This window comes from Leucobacter sp. UCD-THU (genome assembly GCF_000349545.1).
Lineage (GTDB): Bacteria > Actinomycetota > Actinomycetes > Actinomycetales > Microbacteriaceae > Leucobacter > Leucobacter muris.
Genome location: NZ_KB714602.1, coordinates 365,275 through 382,026, shown reverse-complemented (window position 1 = coordinate 382,026; position 16,752 = coordinate 365,275). Strand labels below are relative to the sequence as shown.

The 16,752-nt window shown below is 70.6% G+C and carries 13 protein-coding genes; 6 read left to right on the top strand and 7 right to left on the bottom strand.

Annotation, left to right across the window (positions count from 1 at the left end):
- Positions 1-94 precede the first annotated feature (94 nt).
- Both H490_RS24995 and H490_RS24990 read left to right on the top strand, forming a co-directional pair.
- Entirely contained in the window at positions 95-1,108 is a 1,014-nt protein-coding gene (locus H490_RS24995; RefSeq protein WP_017884216.1) for an SIS domain-containing protein, read from the top strand.
- Positions 1,109-1,116: 8 nt separating this feature from the next.
- Positions 1,117-1,977 (top strand): PfkB family carbohydrate kinase, encoded by an 861-nt coding sequence (locus H490_RS24990; RefSeq protein ID WP_017884215.1) that lies wholly within the window; start codon positions 1,117-1,119, stop codon positions 1,975-1,977.
- A gap of 122 nt (positions 1,978-2,099) precedes the next feature.
- On the opposite strand, the gene H490_RS24985 is transcribed toward H490_RS24990, so the two are convergent.
- Complete coding sequence (locus tag H490_RS24985; protein WP_017884214.1) at positions 2,100-3,209, bottom strand: ABC transporter ATP-binding protein; 1,110 nt, start codon at positions 3,207-3,209, stop codon at positions 2,100-2,102.
- 137 nt (positions 3,210-3,346) lie between these two features.
- On the bottom strand, positions 3,347-3,904 hold the full coding sequence (locus tag H490_RS24980; protein WP_017884213.1) for a YbhB/YbcL family Raf kinase inhibitor-like protein: 558 nt from the start codon (positions 3,902-3,904) through the stop codon (positions 3,347-3,349).
- A gap of 195 nt (positions 3,905-4,099) precedes the next feature.
- On the opposite strand from H490_RS24980, the gene H490_RS24975 reads away from it, so the two are divergent.
- On the top strand, positions 4,100-4,915 hold the full coding sequence (locus tag H490_RS24975; RefSeq protein ID WP_017884212.1) for a FadR/GntR family transcriptional regulator: 816 nt from the start codon (positions 4,100-4,102) through the stop codon (positions 4,913-4,915).
- Positions 4,916-4,922: 7 nt separating this feature from the next.
- On the opposite strand, the gene H490_RS24970 is transcribed toward H490_RS24975, so the two are convergent.
- Both H490_RS24970 and H490_RS24965 read right to left on the bottom strand, forming a co-directional pair.
- On the bottom strand, positions 4,923-5,753 hold the full coding sequence (locus H490_RS24970) for a MerR family transcriptional regulator (protein WP_017884211.1): 831 nt from the start codon (positions 5,751-5,753) through the stop codon (positions 4,923-4,925).
- A 132-nt stretch (positions 5,754-5,885) separates the two neighbouring features.
- The gene (locus H490_RS24965) at positions 5,886-7,298 is read right to left on the bottom strand and encodes a pyridoxal phosphate-dependent decarboxylase family protein (protein WP_017884210.1); all 1,413 of its coding nucleotides are present in this window, start codon (positions 7,296-7,298) and stop codon (positions 5,886-5,888) included.
- Positions 7,299-7,356: 58 nt separating this feature from the next.
- Here H490_RS24965 and H490_RS24960 point away from each other — a divergent pair, with 58 nt between their 5' ends.
- The 3 genes from H490_RS24960 (at position 7,357) to H490_RS24950 (ending at position 9,583) form a co-directional block, all read left to right on the top strand.
- A complete protein-coding gene (locus H490_RS24960) occupies positions 7,357-8,343 on the top strand; it encodes a tRNA uridine(34) hydroxylase (RefSeq protein ID WP_017884209.1) in 987 nt (328 codons plus the stop codon).
- 134 nt (positions 8,344-8,477) lie between these two features.
- On the top strand, positions 8,478-8,915 hold the full coding sequence (locus H490_RS24955) for an ArsR/SmtB family transcription factor (protein ID WP_017884208.1): 438 nt from the start codon (positions 8,478-8,480) through the stop codon (positions 8,913-8,915).
- 2 nt (positions 8,916-8,917) lie between these two features.
- Positions 8,918-9,583, top strand: coding sequence for an SRPBCC domain-containing protein (locus tag H490_RS24950; RefSeq protein WP_031290061.1), 666 nt, complete (start codon positions 8,918-8,920; stop codon positions 9,581-9,583).
- A gap of 43 nt (positions 9,584-9,626) precedes the next feature.
- On the opposite strand, the gene ppgK is transcribed toward H490_RS24950, so the two are convergent.
- From ppgK to H490_RS24930, 3 genes are all read right to left on the bottom strand, one after another.
- Entirely contained in the window at positions 9,627-10,361 is a 735-nt protein-coding gene (gene ppgK, locus H490_RS24945) for a polyphosphate--glucose phosphotransferase (RefSeq protein ID WP_017884206.1), read from the bottom strand.
- A gap of 167 nt (positions 10,362-10,528) precedes the next feature.
- Positions 10,529-14,188: an SdrD B-like domain-containing protein gene (locus tag H490_RS24940; protein ID WP_017884205.1), complete on the bottom strand. Its 3,660-nt coding sequence runs from the start codon at positions 14,186-14,188 to the stop codon at positions 10,529-10,531.
- 546 nt (positions 14,189-14,734) lie between these two features.
- Positions 14,735-16,729, bottom strand: coding sequence for a M13 family metallopeptidase (locus tag H490_RS24930; protein WP_017884203.1), 1,995 nt, complete (start codon positions 16,727-16,729; stop codon positions 14,735-14,737).
- Positions 16,730-16,752: the final 23 nt, after the last annotated feature.

Sequence of the window (16,752 nt, the reverse complement as noted above, 5' to 3'; positions counted from 1 at the left end):
CCGGCGACCCTAGCATCTTCCCCGCCCGATCAACTTGGCCGGACAAGTGATATTGTTGTCTGACAACACTATCCAATGACGGACAGGAGCAACGATGCTGAACTTCGACCCCACCCACTACCGCTCGGTGCAGCAGGGCGCCGTCGCACTGGCAGAGCCGATCCGCGAGGCCGTCGCGCACCTGCTCGACGACGGCGCGACGAACATCTTCTTCATGGGGGCCGGCGGAGTGAACTTCCTGATGCTGCCCGCCGCCCGCCTGCTGCAGACCCGCTCCACCTTCCCCGCGCACATCGAGATGAGCGCCGAGATCGTCGGCACCGGCAGCGTGCACCTCGGCCCCGGCTCGATCGCCGTCTTCCCCTCGGTCTCGGGCACCACCAAGGAGGCCATCGCCGCCATCGAGTTCGCGAAGCAGCAGGGCGCGACGATCCTGAGCCTCACCGCGAAGCCCGACACCCCCATCGCCCGGCTCGCCGACGTCAACTTCGCGAACGAGTGCGCCGACCCCACCTCGAGCGAGAACTTCTACCTGCAGTCGCTGCTGCTGGCCCTCGCCGTCATGCACCAGCGCGGCGAGATCGACGACTACCACGAAGTGGTCGCGCAGCTGCAGGCGCTGCCCGAACAGCTCGTCGCCGCGAAGCGGCAGTTCGAGCCCCGCGCCGCCGCCCTCGCCGACGAGATCAAAGACGAGCAGCACCACGTCATGGTCTCGGCGGGCGGCTCCTGGTACGAGGCCGCCTACTATGGCATGTGCATCCTCGAGGAGATGCAGTGGATCTGGACGCGCCCCGTGCACGCCTCCGACTTCTTCCACGGCACGCTCGAGCTGCTGGAGGAGGATACGAGCGTGTTCCTGTTCAAGGGCGAAGACGAGCAGCGCCCTCTCACCGACCGCGTCGAACGCTTCGCGCAGACCGTCACCCGCAGGCTGCGCGTGCTCGACGCCGCCGACTTCGAGCTGGCCGGCATCTCCCCCCGCGTTCGCGCGCTCGTCTCGCCCGTGCTCTTCGCCGCCGTGCTCGAGCGCCTGAGCACCCACCTCGAACGCGCGCGAGACCACGACCTCACCATCCGCCGCTACTACAAGAAGGGCGACTTCTGAGCAGCACCATGACCGGCGCACCCGAACTCTTCGCCCTCGGCGACAACTGCCTCGACGTCTACGTCGAGCAGGGCAGGCTCGCCGTGGGCGGAAGCGCGCTCAACGTCGCCGCGCAGTGGCGCGCAATGGGCCGCCCCGCGCGGTACCTCGGGGCCGTCGGCACCGACGCCGCCGCCGGGATCGTGCGCCGCGCCGCGGCCGCGGCCGGGCTGCCGCCGGAGGGGATCGAGACGCTCGCGGGCGCCACGGGGGTCACGCTGATCCGGCTGCGGGACCGCGAGCGCGACTTCCTGCACGAGGATCTGGGCGTCGGACCGCTCTGGAACCCCGCCCGCGTCGAGGAGACGACCGCGGGCGCGGCCTGGTGCCACGTCACCGGCACCTCGCCCGAGGCCGCCATCCCGCAGCGGCTCGTCGCCGCGGGTCGGCGCGTCAGCGTCGACCTGCTCGGCCGCCCCAACGGCGACCAGGGGTCCCTCGCCGGAGTCGAGATCGCCGTCACCTCGTGCGACGGCGAGACCGCCGAGGCGGCGGAGACGGCGGCCGCCCTCGTCGAGGCGGGAGCGCGCATCGGCGTCGTGATGCGCGGCGCCGACGGCAGCCTCGCTCTGCAAGCCGGCCGCCTCTTCACCGCCGCGGCCGACCCCATCGTGCCGGTCGATACCTGCGGCGCCGGCGACAGCTTCATCGCCGCATTCGTCGCCGCGCATCTCGACGGCGCCGGGGTCCCCGCCGCCCTCGCCGCGGCGACCCGATCCGCCACCCGCACCTGCCTGCACCTCGGCGGCTTCCAGCAGCGAGACCGGCCGGTCCCGAGCTGGCTCGCCGAGCAGTACGCGCCGCACTTCGACCGGCCCGCCCCGCAGTAGGCGCCGCGCCCCGGTCGACCCGCCGAGATGACACGTGTGGCCCCTTCTCCCTACGGGTAAGGGGCCACACGTGTCATCTCGGCCAGACCAGAAGCCGCCCGGACCGGAGGCCCGGCCCAGCGCTACGGCACCAGGTGGCGCGCCTGCAACGTGCCGATGCGCTCGCCGCTCTCGAAGTCGAAGAGGTGCACGCGGTCCGGGTGAGGCGCCACCGTGATCATGTCGCCCGGCTGCGCGTGATCCCGGCCGTCGACGCGCACGACGAGCGTCACCCGCTCCCCCGCGATCTCGGCGTCGCCGAACAGGTAGCCGTCGGCCCCCAACTCCTCGATCAGCGTGGTCTTCACCGCGATGCCCGGCTCGTCGGGCCCGCCGACCACCAGATCCTCGGGGCGCACGCCCACCGTCACCCGACGATCGCCGATCTGCGCGCGCACCGCATCGGCCAGGGGCAGCACCGCGCCGCCCAGCACCAGGCCGCGCTCGTCGACATCGGCGGTGAACAGATTCATCGCCGGACTGCCGATGAAGCCCGCCACGAACGTGTTGACCGGGTGATCGAGCAGCTCGCGCGGCGAGCCCACCTGCTGCAGCACGCCGAGCTTCATCACTGCGATGCGATCCCCCATCGTCAGCGCCTCGGTCTGATCGTGCGTCACGTACACCGTCGTCACGCCGAGCCGGCGCTGCAGCGTCGCGATGCGCGATCGCGTCTGCACGCGCAGCTTCGCGTCGAGGTTCGAGAGCGGCTCGTCCATCAGGAAGACCTTGGGGGCGCGCACGATCGCGCGGCCCATCGCCACCCGCTGCCGCTGACCGCCCGAGAGCGCCTTCGGCTTGCGATCGAGGTACTCCGTCAGATCGAGCTGCTGAGCCACCTCCTCGACCCGCTTGCGCCGCTCCTCCTTGGGCACACCCGCGATCTTCAGCGCGAAGCCCATGTTCTCGGCCACCGACATGTGCGGGTACAGCGCGTAGTTCTGGAACACCATCGCGATGTCGCGATCCTTCGGCGAGACCTGCGTCACATCCTGCTCGTCGATGAGGATGCGCCCCTCCGTCACCTCTTCGAGGCCGGCCAGCATGCGCAGCGCGGTCGACTTGCCGCAGCCCGACGGGCCGACGAGCACCAGGAACTCGCCGTCCTGGATGTCCAGATTCAGATTCGTGACCGCGGGGCGCTCAGTGCCCGGGTACTGCAGGGTCACGTCGTCGTACACGACTCTCGCCATTGAGTTGTCCTCTCGTTTCACCGGCAGGTACGTGCCGGACGATCCGTTGTGAAATCGAAGCCGTCGGCGTCGCAGCCGACGGTGCCAGTGTCGCAGATCGACACCGGTATTGCCAAGAGTGCGACCCGCGGCGCGCGCTATGCGGCCTGGCCGTACTCCCCGGTGGCGACGATCACCGCGCGGGCGATCACCGCGTCGCGCATCGTGAAGCCCATCACCGCCGGCGTGGCCTGCGGGTCGACGTCGATGCGCTCGACGTCGAGCGCGTGCACCACGAACCAGTAGTGGTGCGCCCCCGTGCCCTCGGGCGGAGCGGCGCCCGTGAACGCCGGCTCCCGCTTCTCGTTCGGCATCGTGAGCGCACCCTCGGGCAGCAGCGCGCTGCCGAGCGAGCCCGCGCCCGCCGCCAGCTCCGTCACCGACGCGGGGATGTTCGCCACCGACCAGTGCCAGAAACCCGACCCGGTGGGGGCGTCGGGGTCGAAGCAGGTCACCGCGAAGCTCTTCGTCTCGGCGGGGAACCCCGACCAGCTCAGCTGCGGCGAGAGGTTCGAACCGCCCGCCGGCTCGGCGTACTGCTCGGCCGGCAGCGGCTCGCCGTCTTGGATGTCGGTGCTCGTGAGCGCGAAACCCGGCACCTCCCGCATGCCGGCGTATGGATCGATCGCGCCTCGACTCGGATTCCTCTGCGTCATCGCTTCAGCCTTCCTCGGTGCTCAGTGCTGCCCGGTGCGCCCAGCGCGACACCGCGTGCGTTCCGCGGCGACCGGCGAACCGGGCCCCTGCAGTCAGCCTAGAGCGGATCCGGCCGCCGCGCAGCCCGTACTCGCGCCCCGCGGATATACTGGGCCGGGACCCGGAACACCCACAGCAGCGAAGCGAGGCGAAGCATGGCAAGCACCACAGGTTCTGAACGAGCCCGTGCCACACTCGCCTACCTGCGCCGCAAGATCACGACCGGCGAGTGGCCGGTCGGCAGCCGCATCCCGATCGAGCCCGAGCTCTCCGAGCAGACCGGCGTCGGCCGCTCCACCGTGCGCGAGGCGGTGCGCTCGCTCGCCAGCATGGGCATGCTCGAGACGCTGCCCGGCCGCGGCACCTTCGTGCGCTCCTCGGCGCCCACCAGCACGCTGCTCAACGAGTTCCTCAACGACTTCACGCTCGAGGAGATCCTCAGCTACCGCCGCGCGCTCGAGATCGAGGCCGCGCAGCAGGCCGCGCTGCACCGCACCGACGAAGACGTCGCCGCCCTCGAGCAGGCCGCCGCCGAAGAGGTGGGCTGCACCCGCTGCCCCGTGCTCGGACTCGCCGCCGGATCCGACAACTCGGCGTTCGACAGCAAGTTCCACCGCCTCGTCTTCGACTCGGCGAAGAACCGACTGCTCGCCTCGCTCTACGCCGGCATCAACGACCAGCTGCGCACCCCCGAGCACCGCGGGCGCCTCGCGAACGTTGCCACCGGCACCGAGATGGAGCGCGACCACGCCCGGGTGCTCGACGCGATCCGCCGCCGCGACTTCATCGACGCCGTGCACGCGATGGTCGACCACGTCGACCACGACGTGGTGATCGTCAACGACCAGCACGAGGTCGTGCCGCCGCTCGTGCGCACGCCCGCGCAGCAGCAGCGCATCGACGACGCGCGCGCCGCCGAAGACGCGCGCGTCGAAGAGGATTCGCGGGCGACCGCGGCCAACGCGCCCTAGCGGCGGACTACCCTCGCAGTTCGCGCTCCACGTAGACGCGCAGGGCGTCGCGCACGAAGCGCGCTCCCTCGGCGCCGCCGTAGTTCGCGGCGAAACGGTCGTCGGCCGCGTACATCTCGGCGAGGCCGAGCACGTAGCCCGCGAGGTCGCCGCCGGCCTCGGAGGCCGGGGTGCCGGGCACGCCCCGCAGCCACTCGACGTGGCGCCGTGCGAGATCCTGCCCCTCGGCCGACTCGGGATCCGCGCCGCTTCCGGCCGCCGCGATCCAGTCGCGACCCAGCCGCTCCATGCGGGCGCGCCACTCGGCCCGCCCCTGCTCGCCGAGACCACGCCACCAGCGATCGCTCCTCGCGTACGCGTCAGCGCCCCAGCGACGCTCGACCTCCTCGCGATAGCGGGTGTGGTCGAAACCGTCGAACATGTTCTCCGACATGAGATTCTCCTCTGCATGATCCTCGCCCGGAGCCGCTCGGCCCGCTCGGTCGAGCGCCGCGATCGTGCGCTCGACCGAGCCGATCTGCGCGTCGACCCGCGCCCGCTCTCGCCTCAGCAGTTCGAGGTGCGCACCCAGGATGCGGGCCTCGGCGACGGCGGGAGGCTCCCCGCCGCGCGCCTGCGCGTCCTGCGCCCTGAGCACCTCGCCGATGGCCTCGAGCCCGAGGCCGAGCTCGCGCAGCAGCAGCACCCGCTGCAGCCGCACGAGCGCGCGGTCGTCGTAGTACCGATAGCCGTTGACGCCGACGCGGCTCGGTCGCACGAGCCCGATGCGGTCGTAGTGACGCAGGGTGCGCGAGGTCGTGCCGGCCGCACGGGCGATCTGCTGGATCGAGTGCTCCACGCGTTCCTCCGGGGTGTTCGGCCGGGACCCTCCCGGCTCGAAACACACGCTAGAGGTTGACGTTACGTCAAGGTCAAGCGAACTGCCACCCCTGCGACCGGCGCACTCCCGCCCGCCTCCGCGGGTCGCACGCTACTCCATCGTGTCGAGGATCTCGGTGAGCTGCTCGAAGGCGGTGAGCGGGTTCACGATCGCGAAGCGCGTATTGGGACGGCCCGCGTGCGAGCTCGGCACGACGAAGGCGCGCTGCTCGTCGAGCAGGCGATCCGACCAGCGGTCGTAGTCGGCGCGCTCCCAGCCGTCGCGCTCGAACACCACCACCGACAGCTGCGGCCGGCGCACGAGCCGCAGCCCCGGCCGGCGTTCGATCTCATCGGCGATCCGCCGCGCGAGCGCGATCGAGTGGGTGACGGCCTCGCGGTAGGCGGCGGCGCCGTACGTCGCGAGCGAGAACCAGAGCGGCAGGCCCCGCGGCCGCCGCGTGAGCTGGATCGAGTAGTCGGAGGGATCGTACGCGGCCCGCTCGGTGAGCACGTCGAGATACTCGGCGTGCTGGGTGTGCGCCTGTCGGCCGAGCTCGGGATCGCGGTAGATGAGCGCGCACACGTCGTAGGGCGCGAACAGCCACTTGTGCGGGTCGACGATCACCGAGTCGGCGCGCTCCACGCCCCCGAAGTGCGGGCGCCCCAGGGGGGAGAGCATGGCGGTCAGCCCGTAGGCGCCGTCGATGTGCAGCCAGAAGTCGAAGTCGTGCTTCAGGGCCGCGATGCCGGCGATATCGTCGACCACGCCGAAGTTCGTCGACCCGCCGGTCGCCACCGCTGCGAAGACCCGATCGCCGTGCTGCTCGAGCGCCTCGCGAACCGCGGCCGCCCGCAGCACGCCGTCATCGTCAGCGAGCACCGGCACGACGTCGACGTCCATCACCCGCGCCGCCGACTTGATCGACGAGTGCGCCTCCGCGCTGCAGACCACCGCCCATCCGCCCTCGGGGCGCGACACGAGCCCGGCCCGCTCGCGCAGCGCGCGGGCCCGGTCGCGGGCCGCGACGAGCGCCGAGAGGTTGCCGATCGTGCCGCCCTGCACGAAGACGCCGCCGGCGCCCTCGGGCAGCCCGAACTCGGAGGCGAGCCAAGCCAGTACCTCGTTCTCGGCGTAGACGGCTCCCGCGCCCTCCATCCACGAGCCGCCGTAGAGGGCGCTCGCCGAGACCACCAGGTCGAAGGCGATCGCGGCCTTCGAGGGCGCCGACGGGATGAACGAGAGATACTGCGGATGGTCGGTGGTGATGCATGCCGGAGCGAGAATGTGCTCGAAGACCGAGAGCGCTCGGCGGCTGCCCAGCCCCTCCTCGCTGATCGTCGGGCCGGCGAGACGCCGGAGCTCCTTCGGCGACGACGCGTGGTCGAGCGGGGTGTCGGTCGCCAGTATGCGGCGGCGGGAATACTCGAGCACCAGATCGACGATGCCTCGGGTCTCGTCTGAGACCGAGTGCATACGAGCGTGGTCGGGCTGCGGGTTCGGAGACTGGTCGCCGGCTGACATGGTCTCATCATAAATGCGGACCGCGCGCAGCGCGCGTGCGCCCGCGTAGCATGGACGGGTGAGCGAGCCTAAGATCCTGCTGTACTACGTCTTCGCGCCCGTGACCGACCCCGAGGCGGTGCGCCTCTGGCAGCGCGAGCTGTGCGAATCGCTCGGGCTGCGGGGCCGGATCATCATCTCGAAGCACGGCATCAACGGCACCGTCGGCGGCGAGCTCGACGCCTGCAAGCGCTATCTGCGGCGCACGCGCGAGTACGGCCCGTTCGCCGGGCTGGAGCCGAAGTGGAGCGCGGGCACCGGCTTCGTCGAACCGCTCTCCGCCGGCGAGGCCGGCGCGGCGGTGCCCGCACCGTCTCACGGGAGCGGAGCCGACGCGACCGCGTTGACCGGCAAGACACGACCGGCGCCGTGGCGGCGCATCGTCGACTTTCCGAAGCTGAGCGTCAAGGTGCGCGACGAGCTGGTCGCGTTCGGCATCCCCGACGAGCTGCGCGTCGACGAGAGCGGCGTGGTCGGCGGCGGTGCGCACCTCTCGCCGAGTGAGGTGAACGAACTGGTCGAGCGGCGCGGCGACGACGTGGTGTTCTTCGACGGCCGCAACGCGTGGGAGGCCGAGATCGGGCGGTTCAAGGGCGCCGTGGTGCCCGACGTCGCGACCACGCACGACTTTATCGAGCAGATCGAGAGCGGCGTGTACGACGGCATCAAGGGCCGCCCGGTCGTGACCTACTGCACGGGCGGCGTTCGCTGCGAGATCCTCTCGGCCGCCATGCGCGAACGGGGCTTCGAGGAGGTCTACCAGATCGACGGCGGCATCGTGCGCTACGGCGAGGCCTTCGGCAACAACGGGCTGTGGGAGGGATCGCTCGCGGTGTTCGACGGGCGCGAGGCGGTGGAGTTCGCCCCGGGAGCGGCGGTGCTCGGGCGCTGCTCGGTGTGCGGTTCCGCGTCGAGCAGGCTCGCCAACTGCACCGACCCGAGCTGCCGCGCACGCTTCGTCGCGTGCGAGCAGCATGCCGGGGCGGCCTGCCTCTCGCATGCCTGAGGCGGTCTTGCCCAGCGGGCTCCGGCCCGATACGTCGCGAACACCTCGGTGCCACCGCGACGCCGCTTCACACCGCCGGGCTGCTCCTTAATTTCACCCTTGACTTATATAAGCGCCGGGTGAATGATGGGGCCATGCACGCGCTCGACATTCTCGGAGATCCTGTTCGGCGACGGATCCTCGAACTCATCGCCGACGGCGAAGAGAGCGCGGGCGACATCGCCGCGGTGATCTCCGAGGAGTTCGGGATCAGCCAGCCGGCCGTCTCCCAGCACCTGCGCGTGCTGCGAGAGCACGGCTTCGCCTCCGTTCGCCCCGAGGGCACCCGGCGCCTCTACGCCGTCGACCCGCGGGGCCTGCAGCAGGCGAGCGCGTGGCTCACCCCCTTCGAGCGATTCTGGCGCGGCCCCTTCGCCGCGCTCGGCACCGAACTCGCCCGCGGCAAGCGGCAGCGTCGGCTCGCCGAGGAACGCCGCACGAGCGACGGATGCGCGACCCCCGCCGACGCTCCCAGCACCACCGGCGCGGGCGCCCGCCCCGCCGATTCCGGCCACCACCAGAGTGAGGAATGATCATGGTCGACGTACACTCGCAGATCGATGCGGTCAGCCGCAGCCTGCGCGACGCGCAGATCGACGGCGAACCCGCGCGCGTGCAGGCTCTCGCGCAGGAATACCCCGCAGCCATCGATGACGTATGGGAGGCCGCCACCAGCGCCGAGCGCATCGCGCGCTGGTTCCTGCCCATCTCGGGCGATCTGCGCCTCGGCGGGCGCTACCAGCTCGAGGGCAACGCCGGCGGCGAGGTGCTCGAGTGCGCGCCTCCGTCCGACGGCCGCGCCGAGTACCGCGTGACGTGGGAGTTCGGCGGGGGCGTCTCGTGGGTCACCGTGCGCCTCGCCGAGCAGGGCCCCGAGCGCACGCGCTTCGAGCTCGAGCACGTCGCGAAGATCGCCGACGTGCCGGCTGAGATGTGGGACACCTTCGGCCCCGGCGCCACAGGCGTCGGCTGGGACGGCGGCCTGCGCGGCCTCGCGCTGCACCTCGGCGCGCAGCAGGGCTCGCTGTCGCCCGCCGAGGCCGAGGCCTGGGCGTTCACGCCCGAGGGGCGCGCCTTCTACCGCGCCGCCGCCGACGGGTGGGGCGCCGCCCACGTCGCCGCCGGAGCGGACCCCGAGACCGCGGCGCGCGGTGCCGACGCCACGTACGGCTTCTACACGGGCCAGGGCGCCGCCGAGTAGCCGGTGGGCCGGCGGCGAGCGACGCCGGCCCGGCCCGGCTCTCCTACTCCACGCTGTGCAGCGCCGCGCCCACGATGCCCGAGTTCTGACGCAGTCGCGCAGGAACGACGGGGGCGCGCACCGAGATGAGGTGCAGGAACTCGTCGGCTCTGCGGCTGATCCCGCCCCCGACGATGAACAGGTCGGGCGAGAACAGCTGCTCCACGTGCGAGAAGTACCGCTGCAGCCGCACCCCCCACTCATCGAAGCTCAGGCCCTCGCGCTTGCGCGCCGCGGCCGAGGCTCGCGATTCGGCGTTGGCCCCGTCGATCTCAAGATGACCGAGCTCGGTGTTGGGCACGAGGCGGCCGTCGATGAAGAGCGCGGATCCGATCCCCGTGCCCAGCGTCAGCATCATCACGACGCCGTCGTGCCCGAGCCCCGCCCCCAGGCGCATCTCGGCGAGGCCCGCCGCGTCGGCGTCGTTGAGAGATCGAACCGGGGCGCCGAGGCGCTCGGCGAGGTGCTGCTCGAGGTGCTCCCCGAGCCACTCGTCGTCGATGTTCGCAGACGAGCCGACGACCCCGTTCTTGACGACACCCGGGAAGGCGCATCCGACCGGTCCCCGCCAGCCGATCTCGGTCACCACCGCGGCCGCGGTGTCGAGCACGGCCGAGACGGTCGCCGGCTGCGGGGTGTCGAGGCGCACCCGCTCGCTCACCAGCTCGCCGGACGCGAGGTCGACGATGCCGCCCTTGATCCCTGTGCCGCCGATGTCCAGTCCGAATGCAGTGCTCACCCGATCTCCTCCAGTTCACGGCCGCGCTCTTCCCGCCTCGCTCCAGCGCGAGACGGCGGCTCGGTACAGCCATCGTCGCACACGCGGTCGGGCGAGCGGGAGAGCAGAAGGGGCCGCCCCGAGGTCTCCCTCGGGGCGGCCCCCGCGATCCGCGGACTCGGTGACCGCTAGGCGGTCGCCCTGCGGCGGCGGATCACCAGCACCGAACCGCCCAGCGCGAGCAGCGCCAAGCCGGCGGCGATGAGCCCCGCGATGTCGGCGCCGGTCACGGACAGTGCCGATCCGCTCGAGGCCGGGGCCACCGGATCGAGCTCGATCACACCGGCATCCCAGGTGGGATCGATGCCCTCGCTGGCGTCCACGCCGTTCGCGTAGTCGCGGGTGAGCGCCGCATTCGAATCGTCGAGCACGAACTTCTTGCTCAGACCCACGAGCGGATTGCCGCCGGTGAGCGCGTCGGAATCGGTCGCGGCATCGCCGACGTTCGGCTTCGTGAACCGGTACCGCTCGCCCTGCTGCTCGGTGAGGGTGAATCTCACCTGATAGGTGCCGGCGTCGAGCAGATCGAACTTGTAGAAGCCCTTCGCATCGGTCTTCGTCGTCGCGACGACCTCACTCCGCTCGTTCAGCAGCTCGACCTTCACACCCGGCAGTGCGGGCTCATCGGTATCCTGCTTGCCGTTCTTGTTCGTGTCGATCCAGGTGTAGTCGCCGACGGCGTACGACTTGGCGTACGCGTTCCACACGTCGCTGTCGACGACGGTGGCGCCGTTCACCTCGCCGCGCGCGCTCACCGTCGCGGTGTCGCGGTGGCTCTCGCCGGCCGTGAGGCCGGGCAGGGTGCCCGAGCAGTCGAACTGGGTCGCGAGCTCCATCGGGCCGGCCCAGGTGGTGCCCGTGCTGCCGTCGGGGAACTCGCAGACGAGGTTCTGGATCTCGCCGGCACCAGCGGTCAGCACATCGGTCACCGAGATGTCGACCAGACGGTCGGGGCCGTTGTTCGACACCGTGAAGTTGACCTGCTGGGACTGGCCGCCCGCGAGCGGCTTGCCTGCGAACGGTGCGGGATCGTCGTAGTCACCGGCGAAACCGTCGTTCAGCAAAGCACCCGGCTGGGCCTCGCCGATGGGGGCGTAGAGCGGGACCTCGCCCTCGTCGCTCCACTTCTCGATGTCGACGCCCGGGGTGGAGATGCCCTGGATCGTGGTCGTCGAGACCGGTGTGTTCAGGCCCTGGAGCAGCAGCGAGTTGACGACCTGCTGACTGCCGTCGTTGACCTCGACCAGGAATCGGAACGGGATCTGGCCCTGCACCGGGAAGCGCCCCGACGTCTGATCGATCGTTACCGTGTGCGTGGCACCGTCGTAGCTCGCCTCGATGCCGTTCTTCGTCACGGGGCCGGGGGTGGTGTCGCTGTCCTGCGGATCGCTCCAGACGGCTGGATCGTCACTCGTGATGAAGCCGACGAAGTCGACGTTGCTCGGCAGGTGGTCGAGTACGGTCGGCGCGTTCGCGGAGTTGTAGTTGCCGTGGCCGAGCAGCTCGATCTCGTAGGCGTACCGCGCCTGCGTCAGCTTGCCGTTCTCGTATGCCGTGCGCAGGTACGGGCTCCACTGCGTCGAGTCCCAGACGCGCTTGCGGGCCTCGAGCTCGTCGCCCCACGAGGTGGCGGAGCCGTTGTGCTCCGACCAGTACGCCGGGTCGTTGCCGCTGCCGTAGAGCGTCGCGACGTTCTTGACGTCGAGGGTCTCCTTGCCCTCGAGCACCCGCGTGCGCAGCGTCAGATCGACGATCAGGTCGCGGCCGTCGGGCTGCCCCGCGACCTTGTCCTTGCCGCTCTGCGCGAGCGTGATCGTGAGATCGCCCTGGTTCGCGCTGAGGCGGTTCAAGCTCAGCTCGAAGTCGTCGGCGGTCAGCGTGGCGCCGGCATAGGAGCCCGAGACCAGCACGTTCGGCGCCGAGAGCGTCTGCTCGGTCAGCGGGAACACCGAGAGGTCGATGTGGTCGACGAGGTGCAGATCCTGCGCTTCGATGCCTTCCGTCGATGCCGTCTTGCCCGTCTTCACCGTGAACCGGTAGTCGATATCGGTCGGCTCATCCGGCGTCGCGGAGACCTCGCCGGTCGGACCGGCCTTGGTGAACGCGTCGGAGTCGTTGAGCCCGTTCGTGCGATCCTGCGGCAGCTGGATCGGACGCACGTCGGCCGTGCGGGTTTCAACGCCGCCCGAATCGGAGTAGGTGAAGGTGGCCGCGTTGCGGAAGCGGTACGCCGTGGCGCCCGCGACATTGGTGCTGCCGTTCACGATGAGCCCCGCGCCGTTGCCCGACGTCGGATCGGCGAGGCGGTTGAGCTGCGCGTTCACGAGAATGCCGACGCTCGTGTCCTTGTGCTTGCCGACATTGACGCGGAGGGTCTGGCCGTCGAGGCAGTACCGGCCGACGTTGGCGTCGCTCGCGATGGTGTTCGCGTCGCAGGCGCCGCCCGAGAAGAGCGCCAGCGCCGAGAAGTCAGGGCTCGTCGAGCCGCTCGCGAGGCCGATGACGCTCGAGCCCGTCTTCCAGCTCGCCTGCGCCGGGAGGGTATCGGTGATGACCACGTTGCGGTTCAGCTCGAAGTGGGAGTTGCGGCCGTCCCAGGTGCTCAGATCCGCGTTCAGCCGGTACGAGATGTCGACCGGCTCCGGCAGAATGTTGCCGCCGACGTCGGTGGTGAACTCGCGGGTCCAACTGCCGCCCTCGACGGACTTGGCGAAGCCGCCGTTGCACCCCGGGCAGGGGCCGGGCACGCTGCCGTTGATCGAGAATTCGGCGGTGTCGGTGCGCGAGGTGGGCCCGAAGGTCGCCGTGTTCGTCTTGCTGATGCCGTACTGGCCGGGCGCGGTCGGGTTCGTGCGGCCGTCGTAGGCCGCGGCGAGCTCGTTCTGGTAGGCGGTGACGTCGACGATGCGCGCCTGATACTGGACGGTGAGCGTGGCCGGGCCGGTGAGATCGATCGTGCCGGCGAAGGAGCGATCACCGGCCTGCACTGCGGGGGCGAACGGCGGGTTGGTGACCACGCCTGCGGCGGCGCCGCCGACGCCGCCGGGCGCGTACTGCGTGAGCGTCGCGGTGGTCGCGACGCTGTCGCCGGCGCCGGCGAGCCCGCTCGCACCCACGTACTGCATGCCTGCCGGGAGCAGATCGCCGATCGGGTAGGCCGGGTAGACCTGGCCGTCGGGAACGTTGACGGTGAGGGTGTAGGTGATGTTCTCGTTCGCGATGGCCGGGTCGAGCCCGTCGAACACGTAGTCGCCGTCGCCGTTCTGCGTCTGCTGCACGAAACGGTTGAGGTTTCCGGCAGACACCGCCTTGTCGATGGTGTCCGGGATCACGATCGGGGGCACCTCGTCGCGGTCGCGCACACGGATGTTGAGGGTCTGCTCGTCACCGCCGATGGTCCAGGTGATGGGGCGGAGGCCCGTGCCGTTGACGTCGTCGAGCACGAAGGTGAGACCGAAGGCGCCTCCGATCGTGCCCTCGGGCCAGGAGGCGTCGTCTTTGAAGGTGACCCGCACGGTGTCGCCGCCGACGAGCTCGAAGCTGTCGATGCCGACGGTGCCGGCGGGCAGAGGGGTGCCGATGGTCGCGTTCGGGCCGAGCTTGAAGTCGAACGTCTGGCCCTTCGCGAGCTCGGTGTAGTCGACCTCGAGGGTGAGCATGGTGCCCTCATCGAGCTGCGCACCGTCGGCCACCGCGTTGCCGTTGCTGTCGACGATGGTCGCGGCGGTGATGCCCGCGGGCAGCGCGTGGGCCGCCGTGCCGCCGACCGTCAGCAGGCCGACGCTCATGGCGAGAGCTGCCAGCGCGGAGAGCGGTTTCTTCCACAGGCGCTGACGCCCGGTTCCTTCTCGGGATCTTCCGATCCCCATTCTCAATGACAACTCGTGCCTCCCCACAAAGACGCTCGGCGGCGTCTCCGCCGAGAAAAGGAGAGCGGAACGTGATGAACCAGACGCCGGTGCAGAACCGCCGTCTCCAGCCTGCGCCGCGCACAGACGCGCGGAGGTGCTGAGAGCCCCACTCGGCTTACAGGCTAGGAAGCCGCGGGGGTGTCTCCCCGGCGGAAGCGTGCCTTTTCACCCTTCTATTCACCCTGCCTCCGGGGAGGGGCCGCTTCCGGCCGGGGAAAGTTCGGCCCCGGGAAGCCCCGGCCCGGGGCCAGCTGGTCGAGTTCGATCACTCCCGCGTCCCAAGCGGGATCGATGCCCTCGCTCACCTCGTACCCGTTCGCATAGTCACGCGCGAGCGCGGCGTTCGAGTCGTCGAGCCCGCCGAACACGGCAGAGGGGCGCCCACCCCGCGGGTGCACGCCCCTCTGCCGCAGCCGCAGCGGCCTACCAGATGCTCACGCGCTGCGCCGGGTCGAGCCACAGGCCGTCGCCCGGCTTCGTGCCGTAGGCCTCGTGGAACGGCGCCAGGTTGCGCACGATCTGATTGCACCGGAACTCGTTGGGCGAGTGCGGATCGATGGTGAGCAGGCGCACGGTTTCCTCGGGGCGCGACTTCTGCTGCCAGGCCTGCGCCCACGCCAGGAAGAAGCGCTCCGCACCGGTCAGCCCGTCGATGACCGGCGGCTGATCCCCGCCGAGCGAGCGCAGGTAGGCCTTCCACGCGATCTCGAGGCCCGACAGGTCGCCGATGTTCTCGCCGATGGTCAGCTCGCCGTTGACCGGCCGGCCGTCGGCGCCCTCGGGCGAGAGCGCGTTGTACTGGCCGATGAGCGCCTTCGTGAGCTGCTCGAACGCCGCGCGATCCTCTTCCGTCCACCAATCGGTGAGGCGGCCCTCACCGTCGTAGCGCGAGCCCTGGTCGTCGAAGCCGTGCCCGATCTCGTGCCCGATCACGGCCCCGATCGCGCCGAAGTTCGCGGCGGCGTCCCAGGAGGCGTCGAAGAACGGGGGCTGCAGGATCGCGGCCGGGAACACGATCTCGTTGAAGCCCGGGTTGTAGTACGCGTTGACGGTCTGCGGGGTCATGAACCACTCGTCGCGGTCGATCGGCTTGCCGACCTTGCCGAGCTCGCGGGCGAACTCCACCTCGGCGACGCGGCGGGAGTTGCCGAGCAGATCGCCCGAGTCGACGGCGAGCGCCGAGTAGTCCCGCCACTTCACCGGGTAGCCGATCTTGGGCGTGAAGCGGTCGAGCTTGTCGAGGGCGCGCCGCCTCGTGTCGGGGCCCATCCACTCGAGTCGCTGGATCGAGTCGCGGTACGCCTCGATGAGGTGCCCGACCAGCTCGTCCATCGCCGCCTTCGAGTTCTCGTCGAAGTGGCGCTCGACGTAGAGGCGCCCCACGGCCTCGCCCATCGCGCCCTCCACGAACGAGACGCCGCGGCGCCACCGCTCGCGCTGCTCGGGGGCGCCGGTCAAGGCGGTGCCGTAGAAGTCGAAGTTCGCACGCGAGATCTGCTGCGAGAGCAGGGACGCGGATCCGCGCACGATCGACCACAGCAGCCAGGCCCGCCACGCCTCGAGCTCCTCGTCGACCAGCAGCTCGGCGAGGCCCGCGAGCGCCTCGGGCTGCGCGGCGACGACCTCGGCGAACGCCTGCTCGGGCGCCCCCATGTCGGCGAGGTAGGGGCGCCAGTCGAGGCGGGGCGTGATCTGCTGCAGCCCCTCGAGGGTGCGCAGGTTGTAGAGCTTCTGGATGTCGCGGCTCGCGACCTTGTCCCAGTGCGAGGCCGCGATGCGGCGCTCGAGGTCGTAGGCGAGCTGCGCGAGGCGCTCCGCCTCGTCTGCCTCGGCCACGCCGGCGAGGTCGAGCATGCGGGCGATGTGGGCGCGGTACTGCTCGCGGATCGCGGCAAACTGCTCTTCGCGATAGTACGACTCGTCGGGCAGGCCGAGGCCGCCCTGCATCACGAACACGATGTAGCGGGAGGGATCGCCGGGGTCGTTGTCGACGAACATGCCGTAGAAGCCGCTCACGCCCTGGCGCTCGAGTTCGGCGACCACCGAGATCAGCTCGGGGATCGACGAGACGGCGCGGGCCCGCGCCACGTCGCCCGCGACGGGCTCGGCACCGAGGCGATCCGCCCGCTCCGTGTCCATGAAGCTCGCGTAGAGCGCCGCCACCTTGTCGGCCTCTCGGGACTCGCCGCCCTCGATCAGTCCGGGCGCGGGAACCTCCGTGCCCGTGATGATGTCGCGCACCGCTTCCTCGGCGTTCTCGGCGAGCACCGCGAACGAGCCGTAGCGCGCCTTGTCGGACGGGATCTCGGTGCGTTCGATCCACTTGCCGTTGACGTGGCGGAAGAGGTCGTCCTGCGGCCTGACCGCAGGATCGAGTTCGGAGAGGTCGATACCGGAGACTGAGGCGGCATTGGTCATGGCACCAGCCTAGGGCGTGTCGG